Source organism: Paenibacillus sp. FSL R5-0486 (assembly GCF_037975155.1).
Lineage (GTDB): Bacteria > Bacillota > Bacilli > Paenibacillales > Paenibacillaceae > Paenibacillus > Paenibacillus amylolyticus.
This window is the reverse complement of record NZ_CP150237.1, coordinates 1847399-1873772: the sequence shown is the minus strand read 5'-3', so window position 1 is coordinate 1873772 and position 26374 is coordinate 1847399. Positions and strand designations below refer to the sequence as shown.

The following is a 26374-nucleotide window of genomic DNA, read 5'->3' as shown; positions in this document are numbered from 1 at the left end:
AGCACAGAATAACCTTGTGTGGTCTTCCTGCACTTGCTCTTGCAATTAACGGGTCTGAACATCTTGGGTACGACCCATGTACCATGATTGAAATGATTTGGCCGTATCCAGGGAAATGTCATGTGCCCGATGATGCAGTACTGGCTTGGCGCGGTTTACCGTATGAATGGAAGCCACACCGAACCAACGCTGTAACACATTACGGGTGATCTGCACTTCGATGACTTTCTCACGTTTGGAGATGAAGAGGGTTGAAGTGAGCGCCCCGGTTCGAAGTTGAATGAAATTCTGATGCAGAATGTATCGGGTATGGAAAAAGTCCATCACTCTGCATGTTGCAATCCACACGAGCAGAATCGCGGAAATCATCCACCAGGCATGTTTCTGCCCAAACACCAATGGTTTGAAGTACCACAATAAACCCGTAATTATGATCCACCCCCAGCTTGGTTTGAGCAGGCGCAGCCATAGTGATATTCGTGGAAGTTTTTCCATCTCCTGCGTAACCCGATAGGATGGCAGGATCTCCTCAATCAGGGTATAGGCTTGCTTCACAGGCAAGAAAGGATAGAGCGAGTTCACCTCCTGCTCGGATTCCCCCAGACTACCTGCAGTGGTCAGTTCTACTTCCGCTAATCCAAGCAGCCTTTTCATCGGTGACTGTGTAATTTTCACGGCCTGGACTCGCTCTTTCAAGATTGAAAATGACGTTTGCTCCATCATGCCCTTCGAGATATAGATCCGTTTGGCATCCGAGGTGATCTGGAAATTACCATACTTTACAAAGGTTCTGACTATGCCCAGAGCAATAGATATAATCAATAAAACTAAAATCATCAAACCGGCAATCCACCAGGAATCAAGCCAGGTTAATAACAAACTTTCCGTTACTTCTTCATCAGGGAAGAAGTCCTTCACCCAGGAATAGAGCGTAGCCAGGACCGGAATCAGTACGAGAAAACTAAGCGAGGTAAAGGATGCTTTGAATATGTCCTTGCGGGTGGAATGATAATGAACAACCCGTTCCTGTTTTTCTTTTGCAGGTAGAGACATGACTTCATCCGTTATAACAGGTTCGGATTGCGCCTCTCCCTCTTCCATAACCTGAACTGCATCCAACGTATCATGTTCCTCTGTTGCTCCTGCTGTTTCTGCTTCTTCAGCCATATGACCTGCTACAATCTTCTCCAGCTGTTCCGCTTCGGAAAGTGAAACAACGTGTAACTGAAAGGTAGCATCTTCTCCCTTAATTCCGGTCTCGAATCGAATCGACGTCACCCTGAATAACCGATGAAACAACGTTGTATGACGATTCACATTCTGGACCTTCGTATAAGGTATCGTTCTTCGAGTACGGTTAAACACACCACTATAGATATGAAAGGCTGTATCGTCTGCTGCATAACGCGAGGTGAACCACTTCAGGATCATGGACAGGATGCTAAGGGAGACACCTACATAAAAAGCGATTCTTCCATAGAATATCCATTGGGACTCCGAGCCCTGACGGAAAACAAACAAAAAAAGGACGATGGCAAACCAATTCTTTACCCGTTTCCACAAGCTCCACAGCATGGTTAATGGATGATGTCGCTTCATATCGATCATTCATCCACCTCATTAATTCGCGCATAGGACGCAATCTGATGACGGAGTGCAAGTGCAACTTCCTCTGGCAATGCCGGGATTTCATGCGATGAACCCATCGTGCCAACCGATATGGAATAGAGTCCGTATTTTCGCATTAAAGGTCCCTGATTTGTTGTAACCGATTGCACTTTCGCCATGGGGATGATCTGATGTACCTTGGTTAGCGCCCCACGCTTCAGTTGCAGGAACTCCTCATTCACATCATAGTACCAATGCTTGTATAACCATGACGGCTGGATGAAAATATCCCACACCGCATAGAGCACCGATATGGCCGTAACGCCCCACAAAATCCAACCAATCCACGTCTTCCATCCATAGATGGAGTCCAGTATTAACAGTACGGCAAGGATCAGAAAGCCTATTACATTCCATATGATGGCGCTAATTCTCCACAAGTTTACCGCATGAGGGGACAGCCGTTGCTCGGGTGTATTCCACTGTATTGACATATGTTCACTCCTTTTTTCCTCGGGTACATAAAAACACACATGGTACACTGTACGAACAATCGTCCACGATCGATGCAAAAAGATAAAGAGATGACCCCTATACAATACAGGTCGTCATCTCTTTTGTTCATTTCATTTTACTATAAAATCCTGTACTTCACACAGCCAAACCATATGATCTGTTCCTTCTCCCCAATAGTTGTTCGCCACCACATAGGGTTCACCGAATTTGCGTTGCCACTTCTTCTGTGCGATCTGGTAACCGCTATCCAGGCAGAATTGCTGAATTCCCAGCCGTTGCAGTTCAGTAACCAGTGCAAGAATGAGCGCCGAACCAACCCCCTGTCCTTGAACCTCGGGCAACACATACAGGCTACCCAGTTCTCCGATACCGTTCAGCCGGCCCTCTGTACATTCTCGAATCTCCTTACCACACGGTCCATACGAGATTGTGCCTACAATAACATCCCCCATTTTGGCGACGAGGAAAAACACACTTGCTTTGATGTTGTCCTTTGCTTGCAATGCCTTGTGAATCATCGCTTTTTTCTTCGTTATTTCATCCTGAATATCATCCAGAAGCGAGCCTATTCCCTCCTGATCAAATGCTGCGGGAATGGTTGTCTCGAACACCTGATACACTCCATCTGCATCCGATCGCGTCAAAGGTTCAATGGTAATTTTGTCATCCACAGGTTCTTCTCCGTCCCATATACCTTCTTAATCTATACGTCGCTGAATCAGTCTTCTTAGTTGATTCGCATCCTCAAGAGGAATGCTATATCCAGTATGCGTGTCTTCCTCGTTTACTAACAAGCCTTGCATCTTGGGATCCATTCCTAGTGAAAAATCATACCGTGTTATCGAGCTGTCCGCATTTGTTATGCTCATCTTGTACTGCGTACCATAATCAATAATACCCGGCATACGCTCTGCCTTATGTATGGCCTCCATCATGATTCGAATCTCGTCAGATCGATCAAACACAACATCTTGGCATGGTTCCAAGGCAAGGTTGGGATTACACGTTAAAGTGATCAGTACAGGAAGCCCTTCTTCCGCGTTCGATTCATTCGGTTTGCTACACCCTGCAATGAACGTGGCAATGACGACTATGAGCAACACTCCTACATATCTCACCATACCTGCGTGCCTCCCTGACTTAGTATTAAATAAACTAGTAATGAGTAGAGAAGTAATAAATACAGTATATAATGAATAACTCAACTGCACTAACTATCTATATTCATATCAAGTTACGTAACTCCGGGTCCCATGAAGACAACATAGAGATCAGTCGCTCTACGGTCTCTTCCACGAATACCTGAACTCTCTCACCCGTGATGAACTCAGGAGTAATTCCCGGTTCTTCCCCATTAAGAAAAGAAAACGTGTGGTCCCGCCAGCGTACAATCTCATCAGCAGTTAAACGATCCGTCATGTCATAACCCGGTGAGCTGTTGAGCACCTGCCATACCTCTTCGCTCCACCTTGAACCTTGATAGAGATTGAAATCGATCTGGTCCGTCTCCTGATAATATAAACGCGCTAGTTCATCCTTCGATCTGCTACTGCCTGTATGTTGATCTACCTTGTTGACCCGTTCCACGAATTCGGGATGCACACTACGGAACCAGTAATAGTCTGTCAGCACATGCATAAAGTATCCTCGCACAAACCACTTCCATCCTTCATCGGTAAGTTGTTGCATATAGAATGAGTAAAGATCCTTCAGTTCACCAACGTGATCTCCATCATCTTTCGGGTTAAAATGGGTGTATTCCTTATCATCTCTAGTTGTACCTTCGCGCATATGTATGGAATCTGGGGCGATATTCCCCAGATAGAATGAACCTCGATCAGCCTGCATTTGCAGCGAGTCTGCAATTCGATTAGCAATATTGAGATGAACCATAGGTAAAGGCATAGAGTTAATCTCCTTTTATCGGGAAGTATTCTACTATACTTAGTAAAAAGAAACGATATAACCTACTGGTGCAACGCAGATCACTGGAATAGTGAGACTTCGATGTTCCACCTTTTTTCACCGTAGATGCGTGATTATCCCTGAATTCTCTCCACTTGCATGCGGTCAAACAGCTGCTCCAGATCCGTATGGTACTCCGGGTGCTCCTTCACAAGCAGAATAATGTATTCCGACCCACATTCATAGAATACTAGACGATTAAACGGAGCTGTATCTCCAAAATGATTGCTCTCCTGCCCGAATTTTGCCCGAATCAGATTCTCAATATAACGCGCGTAACCCTCGTTCCACTCTAACCAGCTCCAGTACTCGGCTTGTTCTTCATTTAATGAAGTGAACAACGCCTTTCTAGCTGTCTGTACTTGTGTCAGGTCTTTACTCTTCAAAGCAGACAACAATGAGTTAATCCGTTCCACAACGATTTCATCTTCATACGGAAATTCATAATCCAGTTCCCATGTCACACGCTTCAGTTGGTCCATTTTATGTTTAATCTGAAGACGGTTCACGATCCGTTCATCATATTTCTCATATACATAACAATGAACATATTCGTGGAACAGATAAACTTTCTGCTCCAGATCTTTGAACGCTGTATCCGTTACAATCGCACACATTCGTCCGTTCATATGATGCACCGGCATCGCAGCAAGGCATTCATCTGGAATATATAAATCGTCCGGTACCGTCTTCACCCACTCATATTGCTGCGTTTTGGACGAATAATCATAGATATATAATAAAGCTTCATAGGCTACAACCACTGGATAATGTTCTGCAAACAAAGGATGTAGGCTAACCAAGTCTTTCTGAAGCTCGTTTAACTCGTTAATTTGCTCTAAAAAAGCATCCATGTCATTAACCCTCTCTTTACTGGATTGATGCGTTAATCATACTAGATCAGGAAAGATAAAACACTGAGAGAAAAATGATAATTCTGTTCGAGTGTGAGATGGTGAACGTTAAAAACGCTCTCCCCGTTTCTCATACAGGTAGATATCCAGTGCCTGAATCCCACGTCGGGCTAGCTTAATAAACAGGATCAGCGCATACACGCCCAGTCCATATAACAACACATTAATCAACATTGCAAATATCGTAACTATAGAACCAACCATCATTATTATTCCTCCTAATTGACCCTTTTAAATGTTCACTCCCTATTCTAGCATATTTTTCCTTAGTTCATTTTTGGGTAGATGTAAGAGTTGTTTGGTATGTTTAGTGGTTCAAAACGAAAAAACTTCCACATCCGTATGTGAAAGGTGGAAGTTTTGTAATCCGGTATACAGTTTCCTAAGTTCGCTCACCACTGACTATATGCCAATGCTGATGCTTCGAGTCTTGATAACTGCCCAAGTTAGTTATAATCTTCGACGAGCCTGTCTGAGCTAACAAGTCAGCAGCAATCTTTTTAATGACACGCATCATTTCTAAGAGTAGTTCATCATTATTCTCTTCCTCTTCTGAAATGAAGGACTGAATATGAATCTTGGGAATCACCACGATATGGTGTTCGTAGTATGGTCGGGTATGGTGATAAGCCATAACGTTATTTGTTTCCATGACAACTTTGACTTGCGTTTTACCACTCAGCACCTCATCACAATAGAAGTCCTGCGTCATAACATACCCTCCTCTTACTAGTTAGTTCTAATATATCCTGCCTTCTTCAACACATATTCCGTAAACGGATTGATCTCAGGGATCGGCTGATTCAGATCAAAATATCGGAGTTCCAGCCCTTCATCATCCAAAATGGTTGGGCTGCCCTTGATACCTGAAGCTTCATAAACAGCCATGACGTTGTAAACTTCATCACCATGTGGGTACTGATAGTACATGTCCTCACCTGAAAAAATGCTAATGAGTTTGAATGATTCCGCTCTCAGTCCGGCCTCTTCATACAATTCCCGCGCAGCTGTTTCCTCCAAAGACTCCCCGGGTTCCATGGATCCCCCAAGTGTCCCCCAATCCAAGCTATCTGTACGTTTTTGTAGCAACAGGTGACCTTCCTCGTTGAACACGAGTACACATGAGCCCGCCATAATTAGAGGACGCGGGCCCACCAGTTTTCTTAGCTCCATGATATACCCCATTCATGCTTCTCCCCCATCTTCAAAGTGCATACGTGAAACCTACCCTTATGATTTGGTCAAGATTCCCTGATCTACGGATTTCTGAATAAGCTGCTGCGCATACTCCCACAATGTTTCGGAACCGTTCGCAATCTCACGGTTTCTGTTTAATACCTGATCACTTGTAATGTTATATTTCTGCCACGTATCTCCCTCATTCTGATGATTATGGATCAGAGGCTGCAACCGATCCAGAGATGAGGCAAATTGTGCTTCAGGCGTCTGCTTTGCTTCAAACTCTAACCATAAATAGAGTAGTTCTTCCGCCTGTTCCTTAGGCAATATACCAAACAGCCGATGAGCTGCTTTGAGTTCACGATCATATTTATCTGTGTGTCCCACCGTATCATAAGCGAACGTATCTCCGGCATCAATCTCGACCAGATCATGAACGAGAAGCATCTTAATGACTTTGAGGATATCCACATCCTTGTTGGCATGACTCTGCAAAACCAAGGCCATCATCGCCAGATGCCAGGAATGCTCCGCATCATTTTCAAGTCTCTCACCGTGCATAATTCTTGTCTTTCGTTCAATCGTTTTGAGTTTATCAATCTCAATGAGAAAGTGAATCTGATCCTGTAATGATTCGCTCACAGCACATCCTCCTTCATACCCATCTATGTGGATAGATCATACCAGTAAACTCTATAGTTAAAATCGAGTGACATCCCCACATCTTGTGCCAGACGAATTGAGCCTGCATTGTCCGGTGAACAATCCCAATACGGATGTATACCTACACGACTGCATTCTTCCACAAAAGCTTTTGCCACCATCGCACCATAATTCCTTCTTCTGTAGACTTCAAGCGTTTCAATATCAACCGCATGTGTCTGATCTGCGATAAATGCCGAAAAGCAAACACTCGCGATATCATCGTTATGCACTGCAATATAGCCAAAGCCATGTTGTAAAAAATCATCTATTGTCGTCCAGAAGTAAGAGATTTTATCCTTCAGGAATTGAGAATTGTTATATCTTCTCTCTCCTAATAGTACTTCATCTATCCTGAGAATTCTGACTTCCTCGTCCTGTGAAGCACATATGTCGAGAGGTACTTGATGACTTATCGAATCTGGATTCAATTTGAATACATGCTGAATATCACTGGAGATCTCTCTTTTCCCGGAGACATGCTGGAGAACATCTTCCCAGGACTCGTCCACCACACCAATTTCAACACCATGCATATGTAAGTTCGATAACTCAGGTTCAATCCTTTCTCGCATGTACTCTTTCAATTCATTCAGAAAGGGCGCACTTCGAGAGTCTCCAATCAACTGAAAACCAGATTGTCCATGTATCCAAATTAGTGCGGCAGTGATATTCTCTTCATCATCAACATAGATCCGTCCCGGATTCAAGCCAGACGCCACCGCCTTGACTTCAATATTCTGACACGAGTCCGTGAGATGTTTTACTTTGTGGAAATCATGTTTATTAATCTCGGTAATCATAGGTTCATTCCTCCTATAACGACAGCTCAGGAATTATTACATCAAGCGTGTAATCAAACCAAGTATCTATTAAGCAACTCTTGAATCTTAAGATTATGCTTTTCCAGCCAATTCATGTTTCTCTCAAACTGTTCAATCATAAACGTGAAGTTGTGCTCAATCGTTGCTCCGGCATAATGCTGACCAATATAAAAATGAAGTACTGCTATATAATAGATTTTTGTAAGTAAAGGGAGATAACCGAACTCAAGCACTGAATGCTTGCGTTCACGACCATACCCCTGAATAAAGGACTCAATCATTTCCATTGATCCTTGGGATTCCTGAACCACATGGTTAAAGCTAATTGTGAATTCCATAAACGCAGCATCCATACCAATAATATCAAAATCCAGTACACCAGTGATTTCTTCATTCTGAGCCAGCAAATTATAAATCAACAAATCATGATGAACCAACTGTTGTGGTAATATCTCTAACTGCAGATTAGAACTCTTAATTTCTTTGATCATTTTCTGATAAAAGATAACCTTTGAAACTGATAATTCAAAAGGTAGATTTTCATAAAAAACTTTAATCGATTGACGATTAGCTAACGGATGAATTTCGTACACTTTAGTAAATGAAATTCCCCTGTAAACTTGCTTGCCTATTGGGAACCCTTGCATTCGTGTCGAAAACTCACCCACCAGCTGCCCAAACTTCTTAGATTTGTCTACGCTAGACAATTGGGGTACAGTACCTTCTAGAAAGGTAGTAATAGCCGCAAGCGTCCCATTTTCTAATAATAAATAGTGTTGGCCATCTATAGCACTATGAAAGATTGGGATCTGAAACGAAGAATGAGTACTTTCAAGGAAAGCTGTCACTTTACATTCAAGTTCAATACCATCGATCGTTTTGAGATGTCTGTTATAGATACGAACGATAAACCTCTGTTCTTGTATTTCAAGGATTTTGGTCGTATTCGTCAAGCCAAATGGAACGGCTCTCAAGGTATACTCGATATTTTCGAAATAATGAGAAATGATTTCATTAAATCTTATATTCATAGATTCTTGTCTCTTCATCATCAAGCAAATATCCTTTACCGATATAGGCCCAGTTATTTTTTTCATAATAATCAGTCAGATCAGTACACAAATACAGCTTGTCATACCCTTTTGCTTTCACCTCATTCATCGCATGGGTCTGAAGTTGTCCACCCAGATTCTGGCCCCGATATTCTGGATCAACATGAAGACACGCAAACCAGGGAAAAAGATCCTGCCTGCTATTCAGATCACTTCGCAACAAAGCGCACCCACCGATAATTCGGTCTCCGTCCAACATCACATAAAATCTTGGTACATCACTCTCTGTATCCACAGAACGCTCTATACAATCCCGATAGAAATGGAAGCTTGATTCCGAGCCCCATTGTTTCCAGAAATACTGTACTGCTTCTTGCAGCACGTCCGGCTTCTGCCGAATATCAAAAATTTGCAAAATGTTAATCTCCCTTCACTTGGATCTGATTCAACATATATTCCGCATAATCCAGAAGTAAGGCTTCACTCAAATTCACATTCTCCAGTTCACCATTGTACTTTGCAAGACATTGTGAGATGACGTCCGTGTATTTAGCGGGAAGCTCTGTGAGAGCCCATTCTCCTGCTTCTCGCTTAGAGTGAATGACTGAATCTTCCACATACAAGAGAACCCGGGACAGATTCAATACATAGTAGACTGGGTTGTCCACAATTTCTTCCATAGCTGAACTCACGTCCGATGTGATTGAGGCAATCATATGTTCACGATTTTCCGGTTGGAACAGATCCTTAATGGGTTTACCATCCAGCACAATACCTCGATCATAGATGACCGCCATATGTGCTACCAGATCCGGATCTTCATATCCGCCACAGAGATATTGCTCATCCGTTCGATATTTCTCCCGGTGATAGGCAGAATAATGAAATTCGAAAGGAGTAGGGTATGCCATACTTACAATCGTAGATTCCAGTACAATACTGAGTTCAAAACCTTTCGTAATGTGCATCTCATCTTCAATATGCATTAGCTTTTTTGCTATCCTTCGATAGGTGTCAGCAGATCGCTTTTCCCGGCTAACGACCAATATATCGATATCACTCTGATTTGGATGAAAGCATCCCATGGCCATAGAACCGTGTAGATAGATCCCCACCGAGGCGTCCGTTAATTCTTCTTTCAAGACACAAGTAACGCTATCTAAAACAGTCTTTTCATTCAACAAGACTCTCTCCTTCATGTATATGATCAGGTGTCCAATTCAACGTTTAGTTCACGCACAAATACAGCTGTCCCCTTCATTCTGACATCCATATCCTCACCATCCCGAATCACACTCACTTGAACCTTTCCATCTCTTCCAATCTCATGCCCTTGCTCTACCACAAACTGTACCTCATCAATCTCTGGTTTCACATAGGTTAAATAATAAGCACCCATCACCCCGGAGGCTGTTCCAGTCACAGGATCTTCCGTCGTACCAGAGTATGGTGATGAAAAATGTCTGGCATGCATCATCGCATCCGAATCACGGGTTTCGAAACAAAAGGGATGCAGGGAAGCTTTGGGATTATCAATTAAAATTCCTGGGAACAGGGAAGAATCCGGTTTCATTTTCATAAAGGAGTTCAGTTCACGAATCGGGATTAATAACGTCCAGGCTCCTGTACTTCCATAAACGATTGGCGTAGAAAGGTCAACATCATCCAGAGTGAGATTGATGGCGCTTACCAGCTTCTCGATATCCCCCTGGAATGGTATAAACTGCGGCTGATCCTGTTTCATTTCCATGTAAATGGTGTCGGCATTGCGCTCAAATCGTATGGGTAATGTACCTACATTGGTTTCAATTGTGATCAACTCTTTGTCACTTAACATCCCACGCGTCTTCAAACCATACAGTGATGCCATTGTGGCATGACCACACAGATTAATCTCATGCCCCGGTGTAAAATAACGTAGTCTGACGTCAGCTACTTCAGAGTTCAACACAAATACCGTCTCATTAAAACCAACCTTATAAGCGATCTGCTGCATCTCCGTCTCACTGAAATGATCAGCATCAAAAACCACTCCTGCCGGGTTACCTTGACCGGGAACGGTAGAGAAAGCATCATAATGATAGACCGTAATATTACTCATCACCAGACCCACTCTCTCTGTAATCTACGAGACTCACATTTCCATATAACTCTACGCTTTCACCATCCATTACAAGCCCGCCACCATCTTGGCACACATAAACAGCCGTACGATTAACACGGCTATACTCTCTTAATGAATCCAGAGTCTCTTCCGAACCATCCCAGTGCGGTGCAAATTCAAAATCAACAAGCTCCAGTGCTTTCATATCATTCAAACCCACTTCGTTCTCATCTGCATCTTCCCCATACCCAGCTATCTTTATCGTAGGTGTAGTCAGAATACTTCCTGCGCTAACCCCAATCAGAATGCCGCCACTCTTCACATAGGAACGCAGCAAACCAAGCACATTTCTCTTCTGTAATAAACTTAGAAAATAAAACGTATTTCCGCCGGATAGATGAATCGCATCACATTCGAAAATAGAGCCAAATGTGCTCTCCTCATACTCCAGATCAAGATCGTAATATTGAATGTTATCTATTCCTATTTGATTATAATAACGTTTAGTATGTTCAAAATACTTCCGCTCCGGGTCGGAGCACGAAGGGATATATCCGATGGAAGGCTGTTCACTGTTAAATAAGCGTAGTATTCTCTGATCCAATTTATCGTTAGATTCGAAAACCAAACCACTTAGCAGAACCAACGTAGTCATCTTATTTCCTCCCGTACCTATTAGACTGGCTTAAACTCTCTATCCAAAATGGAGTAAAAATACTGGTCTGTCCACTGATTGTTCCACCATAGTTCTTCCTGGTAGACGGCCTCCCGTGTCATACCCACATGCTGCATCAATGCTGCTGAGCGAACGTTTTCTGAATTACACATGCCGACAACCTTATGAGCTTGTAACTCTTGAAACGCAAATTGTAACAAAAGACGTGTAGCCTCGCTCCCATATCCGTTGCCTGCGTATTCTGAAAGTACACCGTATCCAATCTCCCAGCTTTTTCGGTAATCCACATAACTCCACATCTGAACGATACCAATGGGGGTATCTTCTGGATCATTCAAGCGGCGTATAACGAAATCATAGGCATACGGTTTCTCATCTGCGACAGCAAAATGGCTGCGATATTTCTCACGGACCTTTTCCTCATCCGTTTCAACAGTTTCCTCAAAGCTCCATATATTTGTGTCACATTCAAGTTGACATATGAAGTTGAGGTCCTGTTCTGTGACTGTTGTTATTTTAATTTTCTGTCCCAAGAATTCCATGTGGATTCATCTCCTTTGGATTACGCAACGTCCCCATAGGACTACTGCATTTGCCCATTAATATATCTTCTGTGACTTGCAGATGCTTCCTGAACCCACAAATCCAACTCCACTCTACTAACAAAAAATTCATCCTGAACCTTAATGAACGGAAACATTCTCCCATCAAAGAAACCTGACACAGTAAAACTCCCTTGCTCAGCCTTAATAATACTCATCACCTGTTCTTCAGTCATACTCAGATACTCGGCAGTTTCTTGAATCGTCATTAATGCTTTATCAATAGGTACTTCTTGCTCTGCTACCTGAGTCAGTTCACTATTTCTCTCCTGAGTCGTTAGCAATATACAGCCAATAATAAACGAGATACCTAAAATGACACTGGCTATAAGTATAGAGAACGGGATAGATTTCATTGCTTAGGAATCTCCCATTCTGTATTAAGCAATCCTCTACCAATATTCCATTTGGCGAGCAATGCTCTCTGTTTATTTTCCAGATCAAGGTATGGTGCTGCAACGCAGGATAATGTGTCAAACATATGGATAAAATGAGGCCCTTCCTTGAAACGTCGAAGCCCGCCATATTCTTCATCATCTGCTGCCCATACAATCTTCTTAATCCCCGACATTAATATGGTGCACGAACACATGGGACAAGGTTCACAGGTAGTATAAAGCGTCAAGTCTTTCTTCTTCGAGAATTTCTTCTTCTCTACATCCAGCAAATGTTTTCCTGCCCGACGAATGGCATCCACCTCAGCATGTGCGGTGGGGTCGCAATCCGAGAAGACTCGGTTCCGGCCTTTACTCACGACAATCCCATCCACATCCACGATTATCGCACCAATCGGATACGTTCCTTCAGTAAATGATTGTTCTGCTTCTTCCAGAGCCAAAGTCAGATACTCATAATCCGATAACTTCATTGAAAATCCCCCTAAGTGCAGTTATAGTCGCTTATAAAGCAGATTCCTTGTCTAATGTGTAGTAAAAGAGATTGACGGAATCTCCTTAGATCGTTAAAAGTTCCTGATCGTGTACTGCTCTGCTTCACCAAGAAAATCACTTTTGGTTAACTCTTTTTCTCCGAGTAACATCCTGTAGTTCGATATCGTACCATCATGTGAAATGATAAACGTATTGCCGCTCTGTTGCCTGCACCACTCAAGAAGCTGTTCAGCTAATATCTGGAACCGATCTGCATCCATCTGATTAATACTTTCTTCCCAACAATCCAACCCCAAATTAAGCATTCTTATGTCAGTATACTGACGACTGAGCTCTTCCTTGGAATAGATCTGATCACAGATGAAAGGAACAAACTCTGGATTCTGAGGAAACATTCTTGGGCCAACCAGCGGGCTGAAGAATACAAGATTTTTGTTAGTGGTTAGGAGTTGTGCTGTTTCAATAGTACGTTTCGTTGGACTAACCAAAATGACGTCTTCAGGCGCAAAAACCACTTGTTTACGCAACGCTATGACTTGACTTTCTCCCAATTCAGTGAGGCCCGGATGCAGACAATTTAATTGGTTTGGATAATCCATCAAGTGTTCGCCATGACCATGACGAATAAATGTAATGTCCATAGGCACCTATTCCTCTATTTCTGAATGAAGTGTTTGATGCCTTTTGCATCAAGAAGGTTAGTCAGTTCCTCTTTCAAAAACACAGGATATACTTCCATCCGCTCCAGTTCGTCCAAGGAAAACCATTGGAAAGTTAACTTACCGTTATCTTCTAAACCTTTGAATTCAGTTTCACTATATAGCTTATGGGCTTCCGGCAATTTGATGAGATAATAAAAGCCAACTTCATGATACTTCAGGCCATCATATTCAAAGAAATCTTCACTAACATATGCGAGCCTTTGCGCTTCTACATGAACACCCAGTTCCTCCATCATCTCTCGCACAATAGCCGCTTCTGTTGTCTCGTTTAATTTCACCCGACCTCCGGGCAGATTCCAGAAATCATCCTGTTCAGTCGTATGCAAAAGAACTCTTCCCGCATCCATCACAATACCTGCCACACGAAAGTTGAATTTGTTGTTATTTTGTTCATACGATACATTATTGTTATCTGCAGTGGTCATCTCGCTGACCATCCATCAGCAAATCCGTCCATGAATCCCATGATGAATGAGGGAATGATGAGTACGAGCAATAAAATTAAACTGGCTATGCCCCATCTAAGAATTACTTTCCGTTTGCTTCGAACACCTATAATAATTAAGATTGCGGTTGTTGCAATTAAGGCTACTCCATAAAATGTCATAAAACTGACCTCCGGTATGTATTCGTATTTCATTAAGGTTACTGCAAAATCTTTTCTAGTTTGCGCCTACAAGCCTCGCGGTCATAATCCGAATTATCCAGCCAGACCTTATCCATCTGAAGTAACCCATAGATTTTGGACTCTAAATTCTTTCTTTCCTGCAAAACCTGTACCGTACCTTCAATACCCTTATAACCCTGTGCTTGCCCAAGACCCTGATTCGTATAGTAGTCAATAAAACCTTCTGACCATTCTTTTGGTCTTTCACTAACTGCCTTATCAAATGTATAGGATATATCTTTCTGGTCGATATAGATGAGAAGCGGATTCAGATCATGAATGATACGCCCCAGTTCCAATACATACTGCACGTTCTGCTCTTTGGATTGATTGCATTTTACAAGACCCATAGTTAGTGGATTCTGGATAAAACAACACTCAAATATCGTGATGCAGTCATCATTCGTGCTTAACACGTTTTGGGCGAAATCTTGCCACTTCTCGGTGATCAGCTTAACATTTTGCTCAAAAGGAATTTCGTAAATATCTCGGCTGAAAATATCCTGTACAATGTGATCGGGCAAATCTATTCCCCACTGTTCTTTCATCTTACGATAAGGAATCAGGAAACCTTGATCATGGACAATCGCATTGCTTTTCAAAATCTCTCTGTATTCTTCATGTGTTTTCAATAAAGCCTCGAAGTCTCCAGCATAATAAAAAGATACGCCTTCGTAATCAGCAGGGTGATCCAAGTCCCCTTCTTGAAATAGTTGTACCGTCTTGCCTTGTTCTATCAAAATTTCGGATACCATATTGGCAACCGTCGACTTGCCTGAACCCGGTAACCCTTCAATGAGTATTAATCGCCTATCCATCATTACATCACCCTTTATTTTGTGTGAAGATATGGATCTTCCATGTGTCAGACACTATGTTATTAATCAATATCTGCAATAACCCATTGCGCGTTATCGCCATCTTCTTTCTTTTTCCAAAACACCATCGTATTGTTAGACTCTTCATTGTTCTCTTTTAACTCGTTAACCGTCACCACTGCCTGGTAGAGCTTCCTTTGCTCCTGTATAGTTATGTCGCTCATGGGAGTAACCTTGAGAACTTTGTATCTTCCCATACCTGATATAGGAGATTTTGGATCAAAAAGATTCATATATCGCTTTTCATCCTCTTCGTATAAATAACGCATACGAGCATTCATAAGTTTGACGATTTCCAATTTGTCACCGGTATAGTTTGTTTCATCAAGATACTCTGGTGGGATGTCTTCATTCTCTTGGGATGTCGATTTTTCTTCATCCTGTTGTGCCTCTATTTCTGTGACACTTCGAGTCGAGGAATCTAATGATTGTTGTGCATCTTCAGTGTTTTCCTGGTTCTGACAGGCCACTAGAAGTAGAAATAATAATGAAACTACGGTTAACTTTTTCATAATCAGCCCTCCATTTAGTCATGGATAACACTCCCCTGGTAAAGACCTTAAATGACTTTTATTTAAAATAGAGACTTCCTATGTATGTAAAATTTTCTCTCAAGGTACATCATAACCCATAATGTGGAATTTGCGAATAAACGAAGTTAACCATCTCTGTTTCTATCGCTTTATACGCAAAAAAACACGCTTCTCTGCACGAGTTACATCATGCAAAGCGCGTGGTTATCAGCAGAACTTTCACTCAACTTTTGTAACTGTCCACAATCAATCTACCTATCTATCAAATAACATATTCATTATACCGACCGCTTCAATCTGGATCTCTTTTTCTTCATTATCCGCAAAACGGTAACTGTATGTTGAAAAAATCCCTATATGCCCTATATGTCCGCCTTTATAGTGAAGCTTCTTTTCCTCACCGTCGATCGTCTGCGTAAACGTCCTGCCATCATTCACATCATACGAAGCATGGATGTCATGTTCACTTGCGAGCCACGCAACAAAATCTTCTTCGTTTGGATTGGTCATTACTAGAATAACGAGCAGAACAACAAGAACAACAATGCCCGTTCTTAGTCCTGCGCCCTTCTTGCCACCATGCTGTGTGTATTCACGCTCCATCCCGTTCACCCCGTTTCTTGAATAGAAATCTCTACGTTCTTCGCCAAAACCCAACCACTCAATCCATACGAGGATGAGATCACCATGTACTTGTATTTCTCCTCGATCAGGTGGATTTGCAATTCATCATAGGAATCATAACTGACAGGCCACCCTTGACCCATCCCCGATTCTAACAACTCTCGATTATAATGGATAAAATGCTCTATATCCCACTCATCCAGATCCAAAATAATGCTGCCATGCAGCGGTGTATCAAACATATGAGCCATAACACCAGAGAATAAAACATCCATATTTTTCGGCACATCATGACTTGAACGAGTACGCATCCTGATCCTTTTGTTCTCTAAATCAACTTCGTAGCTTAATATGATGTTGTCATGCAAACTTGGCATAGCCCCCCTCCTTCCAGTATGTCTGTTTGCTCGTTTATTCCATGCCTATGAATTACCTCATCCCGTATGTTCATATATTAAACACCATAATATTGTTTATAGTTTGAGACCCATTCCGCGTTGGAGAAATCAACAAAGTCATACGGCTCGCACTGTTTAAGGTAAAGTAACTCCTTGTGCGCCTGTTCCCCGTCCATATTATTTTCCAGGTAAAACAATGTCTCCTCATACCCTGCACCACATAATAATTGCACATCAATATAACTGCCCGTATCCTGATTCTTTCGTTTGGCTTGCCAGATCAGCCTGGTGTCCTCCACATTTCCAATACAGAATAACATGATGCACAACAGTCTCAGAACCTCGTTATCCTCTGACTTCCGGTTCTCAATCTCTTGCTGAAGCAGCTGTCGGATGGCCTCCCGGTTTACCTCATCAGGTTCCAATCCGTACAACTGCAACAGTTCTTCCTCGTTCATACGTGTACTCCCTACCTACTTGAGAATGTTATTTAACTCTTCCGCTTTTTTCCTGCTATCTATTCTAGCATAAAAATAAAAAGCGATGACGTGTAGCACGATAGATAATAACCACATGCCGGGGAACCAGGGAGCGATGAATTGGAACATGTCTACCGAGAATAACCATATCATCGCCATACCTCCTGCAATATTGAATGTGGAAGAAATGACGATATTCCATACCGGTTTTAACGTAAAATAGTTCCACAGTATGTTATACATCATTCCAAACAACAAAGCTGCAATAAAAGCAATACCCGCTATGTTCCTTAAATAGGACATCTGAATGGGCAGATCACCAAAGAATATTGTAGCCAAGAGTGTGATCCATAGCGTCATTATAGTGAATACTTGAAAAAAAGAATTTCTAAGTTGAGTAATCATGATAATTTCCCCCTAAAGTTTTTAATATAAAATCGGCTGACGAAGTAACTGGAGCTATCGCTCAGGTCTACCTTAATTCGAGCTTGGTCTGTTGCAGAGAATGCGGTGATGTACCGCGTATTGATGATCGTTTGATTATTTATTTTTACAAAATGAAGGTCATCCAGATCCTCTTCTACAAATTTCAGACGTTTATGAAGCAAGTACCTCTCACCTGAGATCACCCGGACACAGCACATCCGATCCTCTGATTCAAAGGCAACCACCGAGCTCAACTGGATCTGTATATTGCGATTATTCTTGGCATGGATGACCGTTAATTGAGTTTCCGATTCACAGATTGCCTTCTGAATACGGTCCCACTTCGACTTCTCCGCAGGATGGGTTATGACCTTGGCTAACCTTTTTTCAACTGTCGTGTCCTCTTCAAAAATGACTTTCATGTGTTTGCCCCTCCTCTCACAACTCATATTACAAGCATAGTTACGGCAATCCCACTGTATTGCGTTTTGTTGCATGATTTTGCAAGTTTGTTGCATCGGTACTGCATAAATACTAAAAAGAACCACTCCATGGGAGCAGTTCTTTTAATATAAGGAGGTGCTACGTTAACCTTACTCAATCTCCAGATACATATCCCGATTTTGCAGGATCATCTCATTCATATGTGTAATAGCTGCTTGCGCCACGGTCTGATAGGTGTCATATAACACCTCTGTTCTCTGAAGCAAGATTGGGTCCTTATCCAGATCTGTTGCCAGCACCTCAAGCCACTCTTCACCCACTTTATTTTTGTCCGTAATGAGACTTTCAATCTGTTCAAGTACATTAACCATCTCATCTAAATGAAAAAAGTGCATCCCATTTTTTATTCCATTCCAGCTTTTGATCTCAATGATGTTATATGCCGAAAACCAATAAAATTCTGCCAGACTTTTCGTGTGATTGTGATAGGAATAGAACAGAAATAAAGCTTGTTGCCCTTCGTGTAACATTCGGTATATCTCTGTTTTGGCTGCCATATCTCTGCCCCGTACCGAAACAAGCATTGGTTCAATACACAGCCAGCTAAGTTGCTTTGAATATATATCTTCTGGTCGAAGTTTAGCCTTCATAACATGCCCCTTTCTTTTTACCTATTTAAGGATTCTCTGGTACTTCCACGGCCGGGTCATTCTCTCCGCCCATTCTGCGTCTGGATGTCTCCATTTTCCCTGTCGAAGGCACATGGTCAGAAGCTTTAGCTAATCCGAATTTGGGCATGTTGGCGTATATGGTCTCGAAGGAACCCGACTGAGCCTTGTATGTTTCATGATATATCCCTACTGTTCCGTCAGTACCAATGGATCGGTTGAATTTTTTCCAAGCTTCCAAATGTAATCCGCCTCGTGCGTATTTCTCCAATTCATCGTAAGAGCGCCAGTATTGTAGTAGCGTCACCCCACGCCAACTTATAAAATACTCTGTACTCAGAAATCCAGTCTCCGGATTCATATACAGTTCTTTAATCATCGGTCCCATGGACTTAAAGACAGGCAACCATTTGTGTATAGCCCACAGACGATTGATCCTCATTCCGATAATAAAAACAACAAATTCTCCCTCAATCTGAGCGGAGTATCTTCCCTTATGTATGTTCACCATGTCACCCCTCCTTCTCGTCAAACACATTCGATTTCATCGGATCTGGACGACCCTGCCTATCCGCTCATAGGCATTCAGGGGAAATTCAAAACTCCACCGTTTGTGATATTCCTCCGGTCCCATTTCCTTCAATTTGCTTAATTCTCTGTAAAATAGCTTAGTCAACTTGACCAAGGATAACTCCTCAGACATAAGCAATCGCCCCTCTGTAACGGCTTCCGTGCTAAAGTTATCACTCATCTCATACACCATGAATTGAACGATTATCTGCGAACGTTTCTTGATCCAGAAGCGATATTCTCCAGGTTCGGTCTGCATGGTCATGGTTACCTCCGTCGCTCCTTTGTGCAATGCAACGAATTGACATGCTATCTCATCCACCGCATCCGACAAAAAAGAAACCGGAATCTCAATCTGTTCTCCATGATCGGGTTGAACAAGAATATCCAGCCATCCGTGCGGTTCAAGTGTCATAACGATGTCCATAGTCATCCTCCTTTATGCAATTCTGTGAAGCAGAATAACTGGAAACCCATTTTCAGATATAACCGCTGTGCCGCAATATTCCCTTCATTTACAGCTAAAATAATCTCATTAATCTTGGGATGCAACTCACAAACGCATTTGTGCAGTGCCTTCATTGCTGCGTAAATCTTCATACACATTCCAACTTGTATACAATTCTTTTAGCGCTAACGCCGTTTTATGTATGAACTCTTCCATAGCTTCCATGGATAACATATTTAAATCACCCAAAGGTTCGTTGTCAGGGTTAACTAAAAACTCAAGTTTCTCTTCTCTATACTGGTACACCTCAGATTCCAGCAATCCGCCTAAATCAAATGCTCTTCCCACATTCAGCTCATTTAACCAATCGTTGGCCCTGTTCCAATTCCGTAAAATCATAAACTCCAGCTTTGTGACATCCTGTGTATACACACTTCTTCCGTTGGGATGGACTTCATATGCAGGATAGATATCGAATGTCCACGCGCGATCCGTATAGATATGGGCGATGTAACCGCACAGATATTGCAGGAATTTGGGATCACTATAAGCTAATTTCTTGTTGGATTCAAAAAATCCTTTAAGTTCTTCGTCTGTTGCGAATCTTCCTGCCTCTGGCATGAGGTGGGTTTTCGCCTTTTCTGTACGAAGATTAGTTCTTACATGGATCGAATCAGGAGCAAGGCTCCCCAATAACAATTCAGGGAATGGTTCGGATATCAATTCGGATGCAATTGCAAAATGTACCATAGGCCAAGGCAATACAAAAACTCCCTTCTTTAGTCAATTGGTCTTAAAAGAGTTAAATTTCATATCCCGAAATGCACAATGCATTTCCCATTTATCTCAGCATACTTTGCCATGTTCGCAAGCTTATGTAATTCGTTGAATAATTCAACTTTGTTGTACACGAGTTTCTCGTAACTGCCCTTCTGTTCTTACCCATCAACACAGTAACTCCCTGTTAGAACAATCGGATCAGTCGCATGGCTGAATAGATCCATCCAGGCCCGAATTAGTTGATGAAACTTCAACAAAACATCCTGCTCTTTAATAACGGTTATTCCATAGTTGTTCAGTCCACTACATCTCATACAGGTAGATGGATTCCATGTATCCAACCAGCAAAGGGAATCATAGATGTACGCAATGAATTCGTCTTCCAAGGTCGCATGATTCTTTGTGGTTAATCCACTCCCATGTATCACGCCGTTAGAGTCCCAAGAGTAGGAAGTATAGATATATTCGTTTACTTGCGATTTGTTTTCAATAACAAAATGATGCTTCGACATACCCGCACCTCCGTTACACTTCCCCATGCTTCAATATCTGTTCAATCCTCTTAATTCATCATAACCCATGTATTGGTAAATGCGAAGTTGTTTTGAATCTAAAAATCAAAAAGCCTCCACAGTCTTATTCGACAGTGGAGACTCTATTTGCTTCTACACTTTCATCAGAAAAGTCACTAATGAAAATGGTCTTCAAACATAAACATCACGGTGTAGCAGTAATCTCCCCTGTACCAACTATCTGCATTGCTGGGGCAACATAATTTCCTGCATCATTTCCTGTAAGAGTGTAATTAATCGTTATTACTTTATTGGTTCCTACAGCTGCATTGTTGTAAGTGGCTACGGCGATTACCTGTACGTCATCCCCAGGGATAATGTTAGATAATGCACCTGGTGTTACATTTGCAATAAGAGTTCCGTCATACACTTTGGAGAGTATTAATGTCGGAGACGTGATCATCAATTGCTTTCTAGTTATTACACCTGTATTCACTTCGATACTGGTTGGCGGTAAATAATTTCCTGCACCACTACCCAATAGAGTATACGATATAGTTATCTTCTTATTTGTTCCTACATTTTCATTATCATAGACTCCTGAAGCACTTACCGTTACGTCATCCCCAGGACAAATACCTTGTTTACCTATTCCTGCACAAGATCCATTCCTAGAACCGGCTAATGCAGTTGTTGCAAAATTTCCATCATACACTTTGGAAGTTGTTATCAGATCTATGATAACACCTGTATCCTCACTGAATTGTACATAAACAGTGTAGTTCGTATTATTAGCTGGAGCAATATATTTGCCACTATCCGTACCAGCTATTGTGTAAGCCACAGTTACAAGCGCCGAATTAGGCCGGGAAGTTGTATCATATACCGCATCTGCACTCACGGTCACATCCTCACCTGGAACAACTCCAACTAAGGAACCTGCAGATACGACTACGGATGAATCTCCATTTATCTCATCAAGAGTCAACATCGGCTCCCCGATCGTCAACTGTGCGGCTGTAATGGCCCCTGTCTGGGTTGTATAGTTTGAAGGCGCAATATACTTGGCCGCATCTGCTCCGCCCAACGTATAAACTACAGTTATTGTTTTACCTGTGCCTATTATTGCATCATTGTAGGTGGCTGCTGCACTCACGGTTACATGATCTCCAGTAGCAACTCCGGTTAGTGAATCTGCTATTACTGTAGCCGAGGACGTTCCATCATACATTTTCTCGGTTGAGAGTACTGGAGTCGAAACGATTAACTGATTTGTACCAATAATGATCTCTGCCGAAGCCATCGATATATTATTCGCGAGATCAACGGCATATACGACATACGTACCTGACGCTAATCCCACTGTATTAATTGTGGCATCTACGTTTGCTGTCACCGACTGTTTCTTGCCAAACAACCCTGCAACAGATTGGTTTAGACTCGTGATTGTTTTTGGTGTTGCGGAAGGAACCAGATACACATATCCACTTTCATTGCTTCTACCTACCACAGGATCTCCACCTGCAATATGACCACTCGTTACATTGGACAGAGTAGGAGCGATTGTATCCGTTCCTCCAGTGGAAGGTGAAGTCACAGGAGCAGTTGGAGTAGCTGGAGTCACTGTATTTATGACTTTATCCAACAGTCGAATTGTAGTTTCAAAAGTCGTACCACCTTTAGCAACGGAACTCAGCGTCACCTTTTCAATAGTACCCGTGCCTAGAATTTTAGCGACTGCATCTAAGAAAAGGTTTACAATCGTTGCATCCGTGCCTAAGTTAAGAGTCGTCCCCGTTGCTGTAACTGCTACAATAACGTCCTTAATACGGCCTTCAGGAATATCCACCTGAACCCCACTGCCTTTAATGATTAAGGAATCAAATGTTCCTTTCAAACCTACTTTTGAACCCGCAGGTAACCGCTCGGATAATGTAATCTTGCCGAAGCCATTCCCCGTAGTATCCGATTCTTGTAGCGTAGCAGGGGAGTGAATGGTTACTTCTCCAACTGTCGTTGAACCTTCTACAATAATGAGAACGGGTCCTTTTTTCTTATCAACAATAAGGGTAGATGCTACGGTATTTTTTAAATAGATGGTACTAACGCCCCCACCTTCTACCCGTGTCACACCTTTAATCGTAACATTCGAAAGGTGCACATCTCCTTCTTGGATACCTTCACTAAATAATAGGTTTCCTTTGATGATCATATTCTTCAATGTAACCCCAGCCGTGCTAATGAGCACATCCCCATCAATGGTCTGAATCCCCGCCTCAGGGCCATATGTTCCAGCTAAGCTGTAATCCGTTGCTCTTGCATTCACTGAACGATCCAGCGCAACGACTGCTTCAGCACGAGTGATCGGTTTATTCGGATTGAAGTTATTATCGTAGCCCTGTAAAATCCCTTTAGCCACTATAGCATCTACCGAATTTTTAGCCCATGAGGCTATCGTATTCGAATCCGTAAAGTGATTTCCAGTACTAGCTTCATTCGATAGATCAAGAAGATCACTGATAATAACTGCAACTTCTTGTCTACTAATGGGTTTATTGGCACCGATAGTACCGTCCCTATAACCCTTTATGTATCCAGCTTTTACAGCTTTGGAAACCTCAGCATATGCCCAGTTAGATGAAGTAACATCCTTGAACGATACAGATGCTGTTTCAGTAAATCCATATGAACGATTAACCAATGAGAAAAATTCTGCTCTTGTTATAGTATTGTTCGGTTTAAAGCTGCCGTCTTCATAACCATGAATAAAACCTTTGTCGATCCATTTCGTAATTTGGCTTTCTGCCCAGTTTCCCTCAATGTCTGATGCGGAAGATTCGGCGGCACCCAATACTACATTAAACGATGAAAACAACATAACTGTAATCAATAGAGTGGTCACAAGCTTTTTAGCACAATTCATGATATTAGTCCTCTCACTCATAGTATGATTACTGGATCTTACTCGCTCAACTTATCACAAAGATCAGCAATAGTATACATAAAATACTGACCATGAAATATGGCTACAAAACCCAGTCTGTTAAAGAGTTTAGAGCCCAACTTTCGGTGCATACAGTATACATTTTTTCTACTCCTCCCTATCACATCAGAACTGAAATATAACAAAAAAAGGACACCTCGTTGTCGTATCCATAGGTATCCTCGTTTATTAAATTAGGTAATAAACTAAAATGCTGAATCACTAGTTTCCTCAATTCTCACATTCATAAAATCCTTCGTCTACTCAGAAACGCTGTTCCTTCTTCTCGGTACATCTCTATAGATTCATTGGTCACATGATCATGCCTCAGTGCTCCCATATAATCTGTTCCAGGTTTGTTCGATCTATAATCTGAATCAATCGTGTAGATATTGAAGTGCACCTCATCTTCATCCTCTGACACATCTGTTTTATCAAAAAGTGCAATCACTTCATCTTTACCGAGAAACCTAAATGGAGATTCCTGACGCTCTATAATATAAAATGGATATGTGATATTCTCTATTTGAATGAATTCCTGGTACGCCTTAAGCTCATCAGGTATGAGATCCATGTACTGTCTAGCTACATCTTCTGCCTGAAATACACCTGAGACCCACTTCAAACTCCCCTTGGTTGCTACGATAATGAACAAACTAATCACCTTCTAATTTAAATATTATTTCTCTCTTTCACGCACAAAAGTCTGGGACAAAATCCGGTGGCTACCAGCGATGTTGTCAATCTCAATGTTATATTCAGACTCAGTGTATTCAATCTGATGTTGCTCATAATATTTTTTCCAGAATGAAACTGCTGTCGCATTGTTAGCAAGCTGTTCCACTTTGAATGCACCCTCAAATTGAGCAAAAACCAAGTCAACCGCTTGGGCTGCCAGCCCCTGTCCGCGATATTTTTTGACCAAGAACAGCTCTTGCACGGTATAATCCACACCTTCCGGCACATATGGAGGTGAGCAGACCAGTACGAATCCAATAACCTTTCCTTCATACTGAATCAAAAACGGATGTAATTCATCGCGTTCCAGATATAGATAGGTGTTCGTTGGATCATATTTCCCCTCTTCAAGTAGATCCTCGCCAGAAAATTCGGACAGATCATATAAGTACAAGTTGTACAGGTTGAGGAACAATTCCTTTTGTTCTGCCAAAATACTCGTAATTTGTACATTCATTTTCATTGCACATCTCCCTTAGTTAATAAGTCGCTAGTGGTCCATACATGACATTACCGATGTCCACAACGAGTTTGCTGTGCCCTGTTCTCAATATATTCTTTCAACCACAGCAGATATAGGCAAAGTTTGGTTTAAACCATGGAGTAACCTTACTTTCACAGTGGACATGAACATTTGGACAAAAAAAGACTTCCTAAAGAGTCCGATTATTGGTCTTGTCTTTATTTTTCACCAAATATCCACTGGCAAGCGCTGCGGGAGCGATAAAAGGTAAGAACGTCAACCAATCCATGAAAAGAAGTATAGGAACGAAAATAAATATTACACTGATATACATCATGACTGGAGATTTTTTCTTCAACCCCTGAAAACCGAAAACAACTCCTGCCAATGAGATCAATAGGACAAAAGCAACGTTAAGCTCGTTCATAACCATCACCTCCACTGGCATGTAGCCAACACTTATTGAATCAGATAATCAACCACAGGATATGAGATCACATTGCGATCTCTGTACGTTGAAGTCACTGCTTCGGGATTTGTGCTAAGAATTCCATTTTGCAACATCACCGGCCGGAAACCTCGCTCCATCGCTCCGTTGTAGGTGAATAGAACACATTCCTCTGCGGCAAAACCGGCGATGATCACCAATTCAACTCCATGACTCTTCAACACCTGCTCCAAGTCAGTTTGCCAGAAGGCATTGGAGGCTTCCTTGGTAACGGTGAGATCCTTCTCATTCACATCCACCTCGGGAATGATGCGATACTCATCTGACGCTGCCCCCTCCATGCCCTCCACATCCTGCAAGTGAACGACCGTATGATCATTCGAGCGCAGCACATTAGCCACATGGTTAATGTACTCACAGGCATGGTCTATCGAAGTCTGGTCCATCTTTTTCCGCACAATACTCTCCTGCATATCAACAATAAGCAAACCTACTTTCATCCAATCTCTCCTCATAAATAAATTTCACGCCCATGGTTGAGTAACTTCCCTTGTTAAACTG

The 26374-nt window shown here is 42.1% G+C and carries 39 protein-coding genes; all 39 read right to left on the bottom strand.

What is annotated here, in order from left to right:
• Positions 1-45: 45 nt before the first annotated feature.
• Complete coding sequence (locus tag MKY01_RS08485) at positions 46-1608, bottom strand: PH domain-containing protein (protein WP_315370617.1); 1563 nt, start codon at positions 1606-1608, stop codon at positions 46-48.
• Positions 1605-2102, bottom strand: coding sequence for a PH domain-containing protein (locus tag MKY01_RS08480; protein WP_127544641.1), 498 nt, complete (start codon positions 2100-2102; stop codon positions 1605-1607). Before MKY01_RS08480 ends, MKY01_RS08485 begins: the two co-directional genes overlap by 4 nt.
• A 132-nt stretch (positions 2103-2234) precedes the next feature.
• Complete coding sequence (locus MKY01_RS08475) at positions 2235-2795, bottom strand: GNAT family N-acetyltransferase (protein WP_127544644.1); 561 nt, start codon at positions 2793-2795, stop codon at positions 2235-2237.
• 27 nt (positions 2796-2822) lie between these two features.
• A complete protein-coding gene (locus tag MKY01_RS08470) occupies positions 2823-3245 on the bottom strand; it encodes a hypothetical protein (protein WP_036669510.1) in 423 nt (140 codons plus the stop codon).
• A gap of 103 nt (positions 3246-3348) precedes the next feature.
• Entirely contained in the window at positions 3349-4029 is a 681-nt protein-coding gene (locus MKY01_RS08465) for a zinc dependent phospholipase C family protein (protein ID WP_127544647.1), read from the bottom strand.
• 134 nt (positions 4030-4163) lie between these two features.
• A complete protein-coding gene (locus MKY01_RS08460) occupies positions 4164-4943 on the bottom strand; it encodes a hypothetical protein (RefSeq protein WP_127544650.1) in 780 nt (259 codons plus the stop codon).
• Between the two features lie 108 nt (positions 4944-5051).
• Complete coding sequence (locus MKY01_RS08455) at positions 5052-5210, bottom strand: hypothetical protein (protein ID WP_162158967.1); 159 nt, start codon at positions 5208-5210, stop codon at positions 5052-5054.
• A 175-nt stretch (positions 5211-5385) separates the two neighbouring features.
• The gene (locus MKY01_RS08450) at positions 5386-5715 is read right to left on the bottom strand and encodes an HIT domain-containing protein (protein WP_127544653.1); all 330 of its coding nucleotides are present in this window, start codon (positions 5713-5715) and stop codon (positions 5386-5388) included.
• Positions 5716-5732: 17 nt separating this feature from the next.
• Positions 5733-6188, bottom strand: a complete 456-nt coding sequence (locus MKY01_RS08445) for an NUDIX hydrolase (RefSeq protein ID WP_076327121.1) — start codon at positions 6186-6188, stop codon at positions 5733-5735.
• A 45-nt stretch (positions 6189-6233) separates the two neighbouring features.
• A complete protein-coding gene (locus MKY01_RS08440; protein WP_127544656.1) occupies positions 6234-6824 on the bottom strand; it encodes an HD domain-containing protein in 591 nt (196 codons plus the stop codon).
• Between the two features lie 23 nt (positions 6825-6847).
• Entirely contained in the window at positions 6848-7687 is an 840-nt protein-coding gene (locus tag MKY01_RS08435) for a GNAT family N-acetyltransferase (protein WP_127544661.1), read from the bottom strand.
• A 53-nt stretch (positions 7688-7740) separates the two neighbouring features.
• Positions 7741-8760, bottom strand: a complete 1020-nt coding sequence (locus MKY01_RS08430) for a phosphotransferase (RefSeq protein WP_164783127.1) — start codon at positions 8758-8760, stop codon at positions 7741-7743.
• The gene (locus MKY01_RS08425; RefSeq protein WP_255319690.1) at positions 8723-9175 is read right to left on the bottom strand and encodes a GNAT family N-acetyltransferase; all 453 of its coding nucleotides are present in this window, start codon (positions 9173-9175) and stop codon (positions 8723-8725) included. The genes MKY01_RS08430 and MKY01_RS08425 overlap by 38 nt, the downstream gene beginning before the upstream one ends.
• A 4-nt stretch (positions 9176-9179) precedes the next feature.
• Positions 9180-9941, bottom strand: a complete 762-nt coding sequence (locus MKY01_RS08420; protein WP_255319691.1) for an aminoglycoside adenylyltransferase domain-containing protein — start codon at positions 9939-9941, stop codon at positions 9180-9182.
• Positions 9942-9967: 26 nt separating this feature from the next.
• A complete protein-coding gene (locus tag MKY01_RS08415; protein ID WP_127544673.1) occupies positions 9968-10861 on the bottom strand; it encodes a PhzF family phenazine biosynthesis isomerase in 894 nt (297 codons plus the stop codon).
• Complete coding sequence (locus MKY01_RS08410) at positions 10854-11519, bottom strand: Type 1 glutamine amidotransferase-like domain-containing protein (RefSeq protein WP_127544676.1); 666 nt, start codon at positions 11517-11519, stop codon at positions 10854-10856. The genes MKY01_RS08415 and MKY01_RS08410 overlap by 8 nt, the downstream gene beginning before the upstream one ends.
• 20 nt (positions 11520-11539) lie before the next feature.
• Positions 11540-12082, bottom strand: a complete 543-nt coding sequence (locus tag MKY01_RS08405) for a GNAT family N-acetyltransferase (RefSeq protein ID WP_127544679.1) — start codon at positions 12080-12082, stop codon at positions 11540-11542.
• 41 nt (positions 12083-12123) lie between these two features.
• Entirely contained in the window at positions 12124-12498 is a 375-nt protein-coding gene (locus MKY01_RS08400) for a hypothetical protein (protein ID WP_127544682.1), read from the bottom strand.
• Complete coding sequence (locus MKY01_RS08395; RefSeq protein WP_091033118.1) at positions 12495-13010, bottom strand: nucleoside deaminase; 516 nt, start codon at positions 13008-13010, stop codon at positions 12495-12497. Before MKY01_RS08395 ends, MKY01_RS08400 begins: the two co-directional genes overlap by 4 nt.
• A gap of 93 nt (positions 13011-13103) precedes the next feature.
• Positions 13104-13673 (bottom strand): phosphoglycerate mutase family protein, encoded by a 570-nt coding sequence (locus MKY01_RS08390; protein WP_127544685.1) that lies wholly within the window; start codon positions 13671-13673, stop codon positions 13104-13106.
• A 14-nt stretch (positions 13674-13687) separates the two neighbouring features.
• Positions 13688-14179, bottom strand: a complete 492-nt coding sequence (locus tag MKY01_RS08385; RefSeq protein ID WP_127544688.1) for an NUDIX hydrolase — start codon at positions 14177-14179, stop codon at positions 13688-13690.
• A complete protein-coding gene (locus MKY01_RS08380) occupies positions 14176-14361 on the bottom strand; it encodes a hypothetical protein (protein ID WP_036610391.1) in 186 nt (61 codons plus the stop codon). The genes MKY01_RS08385 and MKY01_RS08380 overlap by 4 nt, the downstream gene beginning before the upstream one ends.
• A 38-nt stretch (positions 14362-14399) precedes the next feature.
• Entirely contained in the window at positions 14400-15242 is an 843-nt protein-coding gene (locus tag MKY01_RS08375; protein ID WP_339286207.1) for an adenylyl-sulfate kinase, read from the bottom strand.
• Between the two features lie 59 nt (positions 15243-15301).
• Positions 15302-15811 (bottom strand): hypothetical protein, encoded by a 510-nt coding sequence (locus MKY01_RS08370; RefSeq protein WP_127544691.1) that lies wholly within the window; start codon positions 15809-15811, stop codon positions 15302-15304.
• A 276-nt stretch (positions 15812-16087) separates the two neighbouring features.
• Positions 16088-16435, bottom strand: a complete 348-nt coding sequence (locus MKY01_RS08365; RefSeq protein WP_127544694.1) for a hypothetical protein — start codon at positions 16433-16435, stop codon at positions 16088-16090.
• Between the two features lie 5 nt (positions 16436-16440).
• The gene (locus MKY01_RS08360) at positions 16441-16833 is read right to left on the bottom strand and encodes a hypothetical protein (RefSeq protein ID WP_127544697.1); all 393 of its coding nucleotides are present in this window, start codon (positions 16831-16833) and stop codon (positions 16441-16443) included.
• A gap of 77 nt (positions 16834-16910) precedes the next feature.
• On the bottom strand, positions 16911-17312 hold the full coding sequence (locus MKY01_RS08355) for a hypothetical protein (RefSeq protein WP_127544700.1): 402 nt from the start codon (positions 17310-17312) through the stop codon (positions 16911-16913).
• A 15-nt stretch (positions 17313-17327) separates the two neighbouring features.
• Positions 17328-17738, bottom strand: a complete 411-nt coding sequence (locus MKY01_RS08350) for a hypothetical protein (RefSeq protein ID WP_127544703.1) — start codon at positions 17736-17738, stop codon at positions 17328-17330.
• Complete coding sequence (locus MKY01_RS08345; RefSeq protein ID WP_047842163.1) at positions 17735-18181, bottom strand: LytTR family DNA-binding domain-containing protein; 447 nt, start codon at positions 18179-18181, stop codon at positions 17735-17737. The genes MKY01_RS08350 and MKY01_RS08345 overlap by 4 nt, the downstream gene beginning before the upstream one ends.
• 171 nt (positions 18182-18352) lie before the next feature.
• Entirely contained in the window at positions 18353-18853 is a 501-nt protein-coding gene (locus MKY01_RS08340) for a hypothetical protein (RefSeq protein WP_076252611.1), read from the bottom strand.
• A gap of 25 nt (positions 18854-18878) precedes the next feature.
• A complete protein-coding gene (locus MKY01_RS08335; RefSeq protein ID WP_076252614.1) occupies positions 18879-19382 on the bottom strand; it encodes a DUF4188 domain-containing protein in 504 nt (167 codons plus the stop codon).
• Between the two features lie 33 nt (positions 19383-19415).
• Positions 19416-19868, bottom strand: coding sequence for a hypothetical protein (locus MKY01_RS08330; RefSeq protein ID WP_127544706.1), 453 nt, complete (start codon positions 19866-19868; stop codon positions 19416-19418).
• Positions 19869-19994: 126 nt separating this feature from the next.
• On the bottom strand, positions 19995-20651 hold the full coding sequence (locus tag MKY01_RS08325) for a hypothetical protein (protein ID WP_127544709.1): 657 nt from the start codon (positions 20649-20651) through the stop codon (positions 19995-19997).
• Positions 20652-20827: 176 nt separating this feature from the next.
• Entirely contained in the window at positions 20828-21181 is a 354-nt protein-coding gene (locus tag MKY01_RS08320; protein ID WP_127544712.1) for a hypothetical protein, read from the bottom strand.
• A 205-nt stretch (positions 21182-21386) separates the two neighbouring features.
• The gene (locus MKY01_RS08315) at positions 21387-24104 is read right to left on the bottom strand and encodes a YDG domain-containing protein (protein ID WP_339286205.1); all 2718 of its coding nucleotides are present in this window, start codon (positions 24102-24104) and stop codon (positions 21387-21389) included.
• A 304-nt stretch (positions 24105-24408) separates the two neighbouring features.
• Positions 24409-24819, bottom strand: a complete 411-nt coding sequence (locus tag MKY01_RS08310) for a hypothetical protein (RefSeq protein ID WP_339286204.1) — start codon at positions 24817-24819, stop codon at positions 24409-24411.
• Between the two features lie 24 nt (positions 24820-24843).
• Complete coding sequence (locus tag MKY01_RS08305; protein WP_339286203.1) at positions 24844-25365, bottom strand: GNAT family N-acetyltransferase; 522 nt, start codon at positions 25363-25365, stop codon at positions 24844-24846.
• Between the two features lie 190 nt (positions 25366-25555).
• A complete protein-coding gene (locus MKY01_RS08300; RefSeq protein WP_127544723.1) occupies positions 25556-25792 on the bottom strand; it encodes a hypothetical protein in 237 nt (78 codons plus the stop codon).
• Between the two features lie 32 nt (positions 25793-25824).
• Positions 25825-26313, bottom strand: coding sequence for an isochorismatase family cysteine hydrolase (locus MKY01_RS08295; RefSeq protein WP_339286201.1), 489 nt, complete (start codon positions 26311-26313; stop codon positions 25825-25827).
• Positions 26314-26374: the final 61 nt, after the last annotated feature.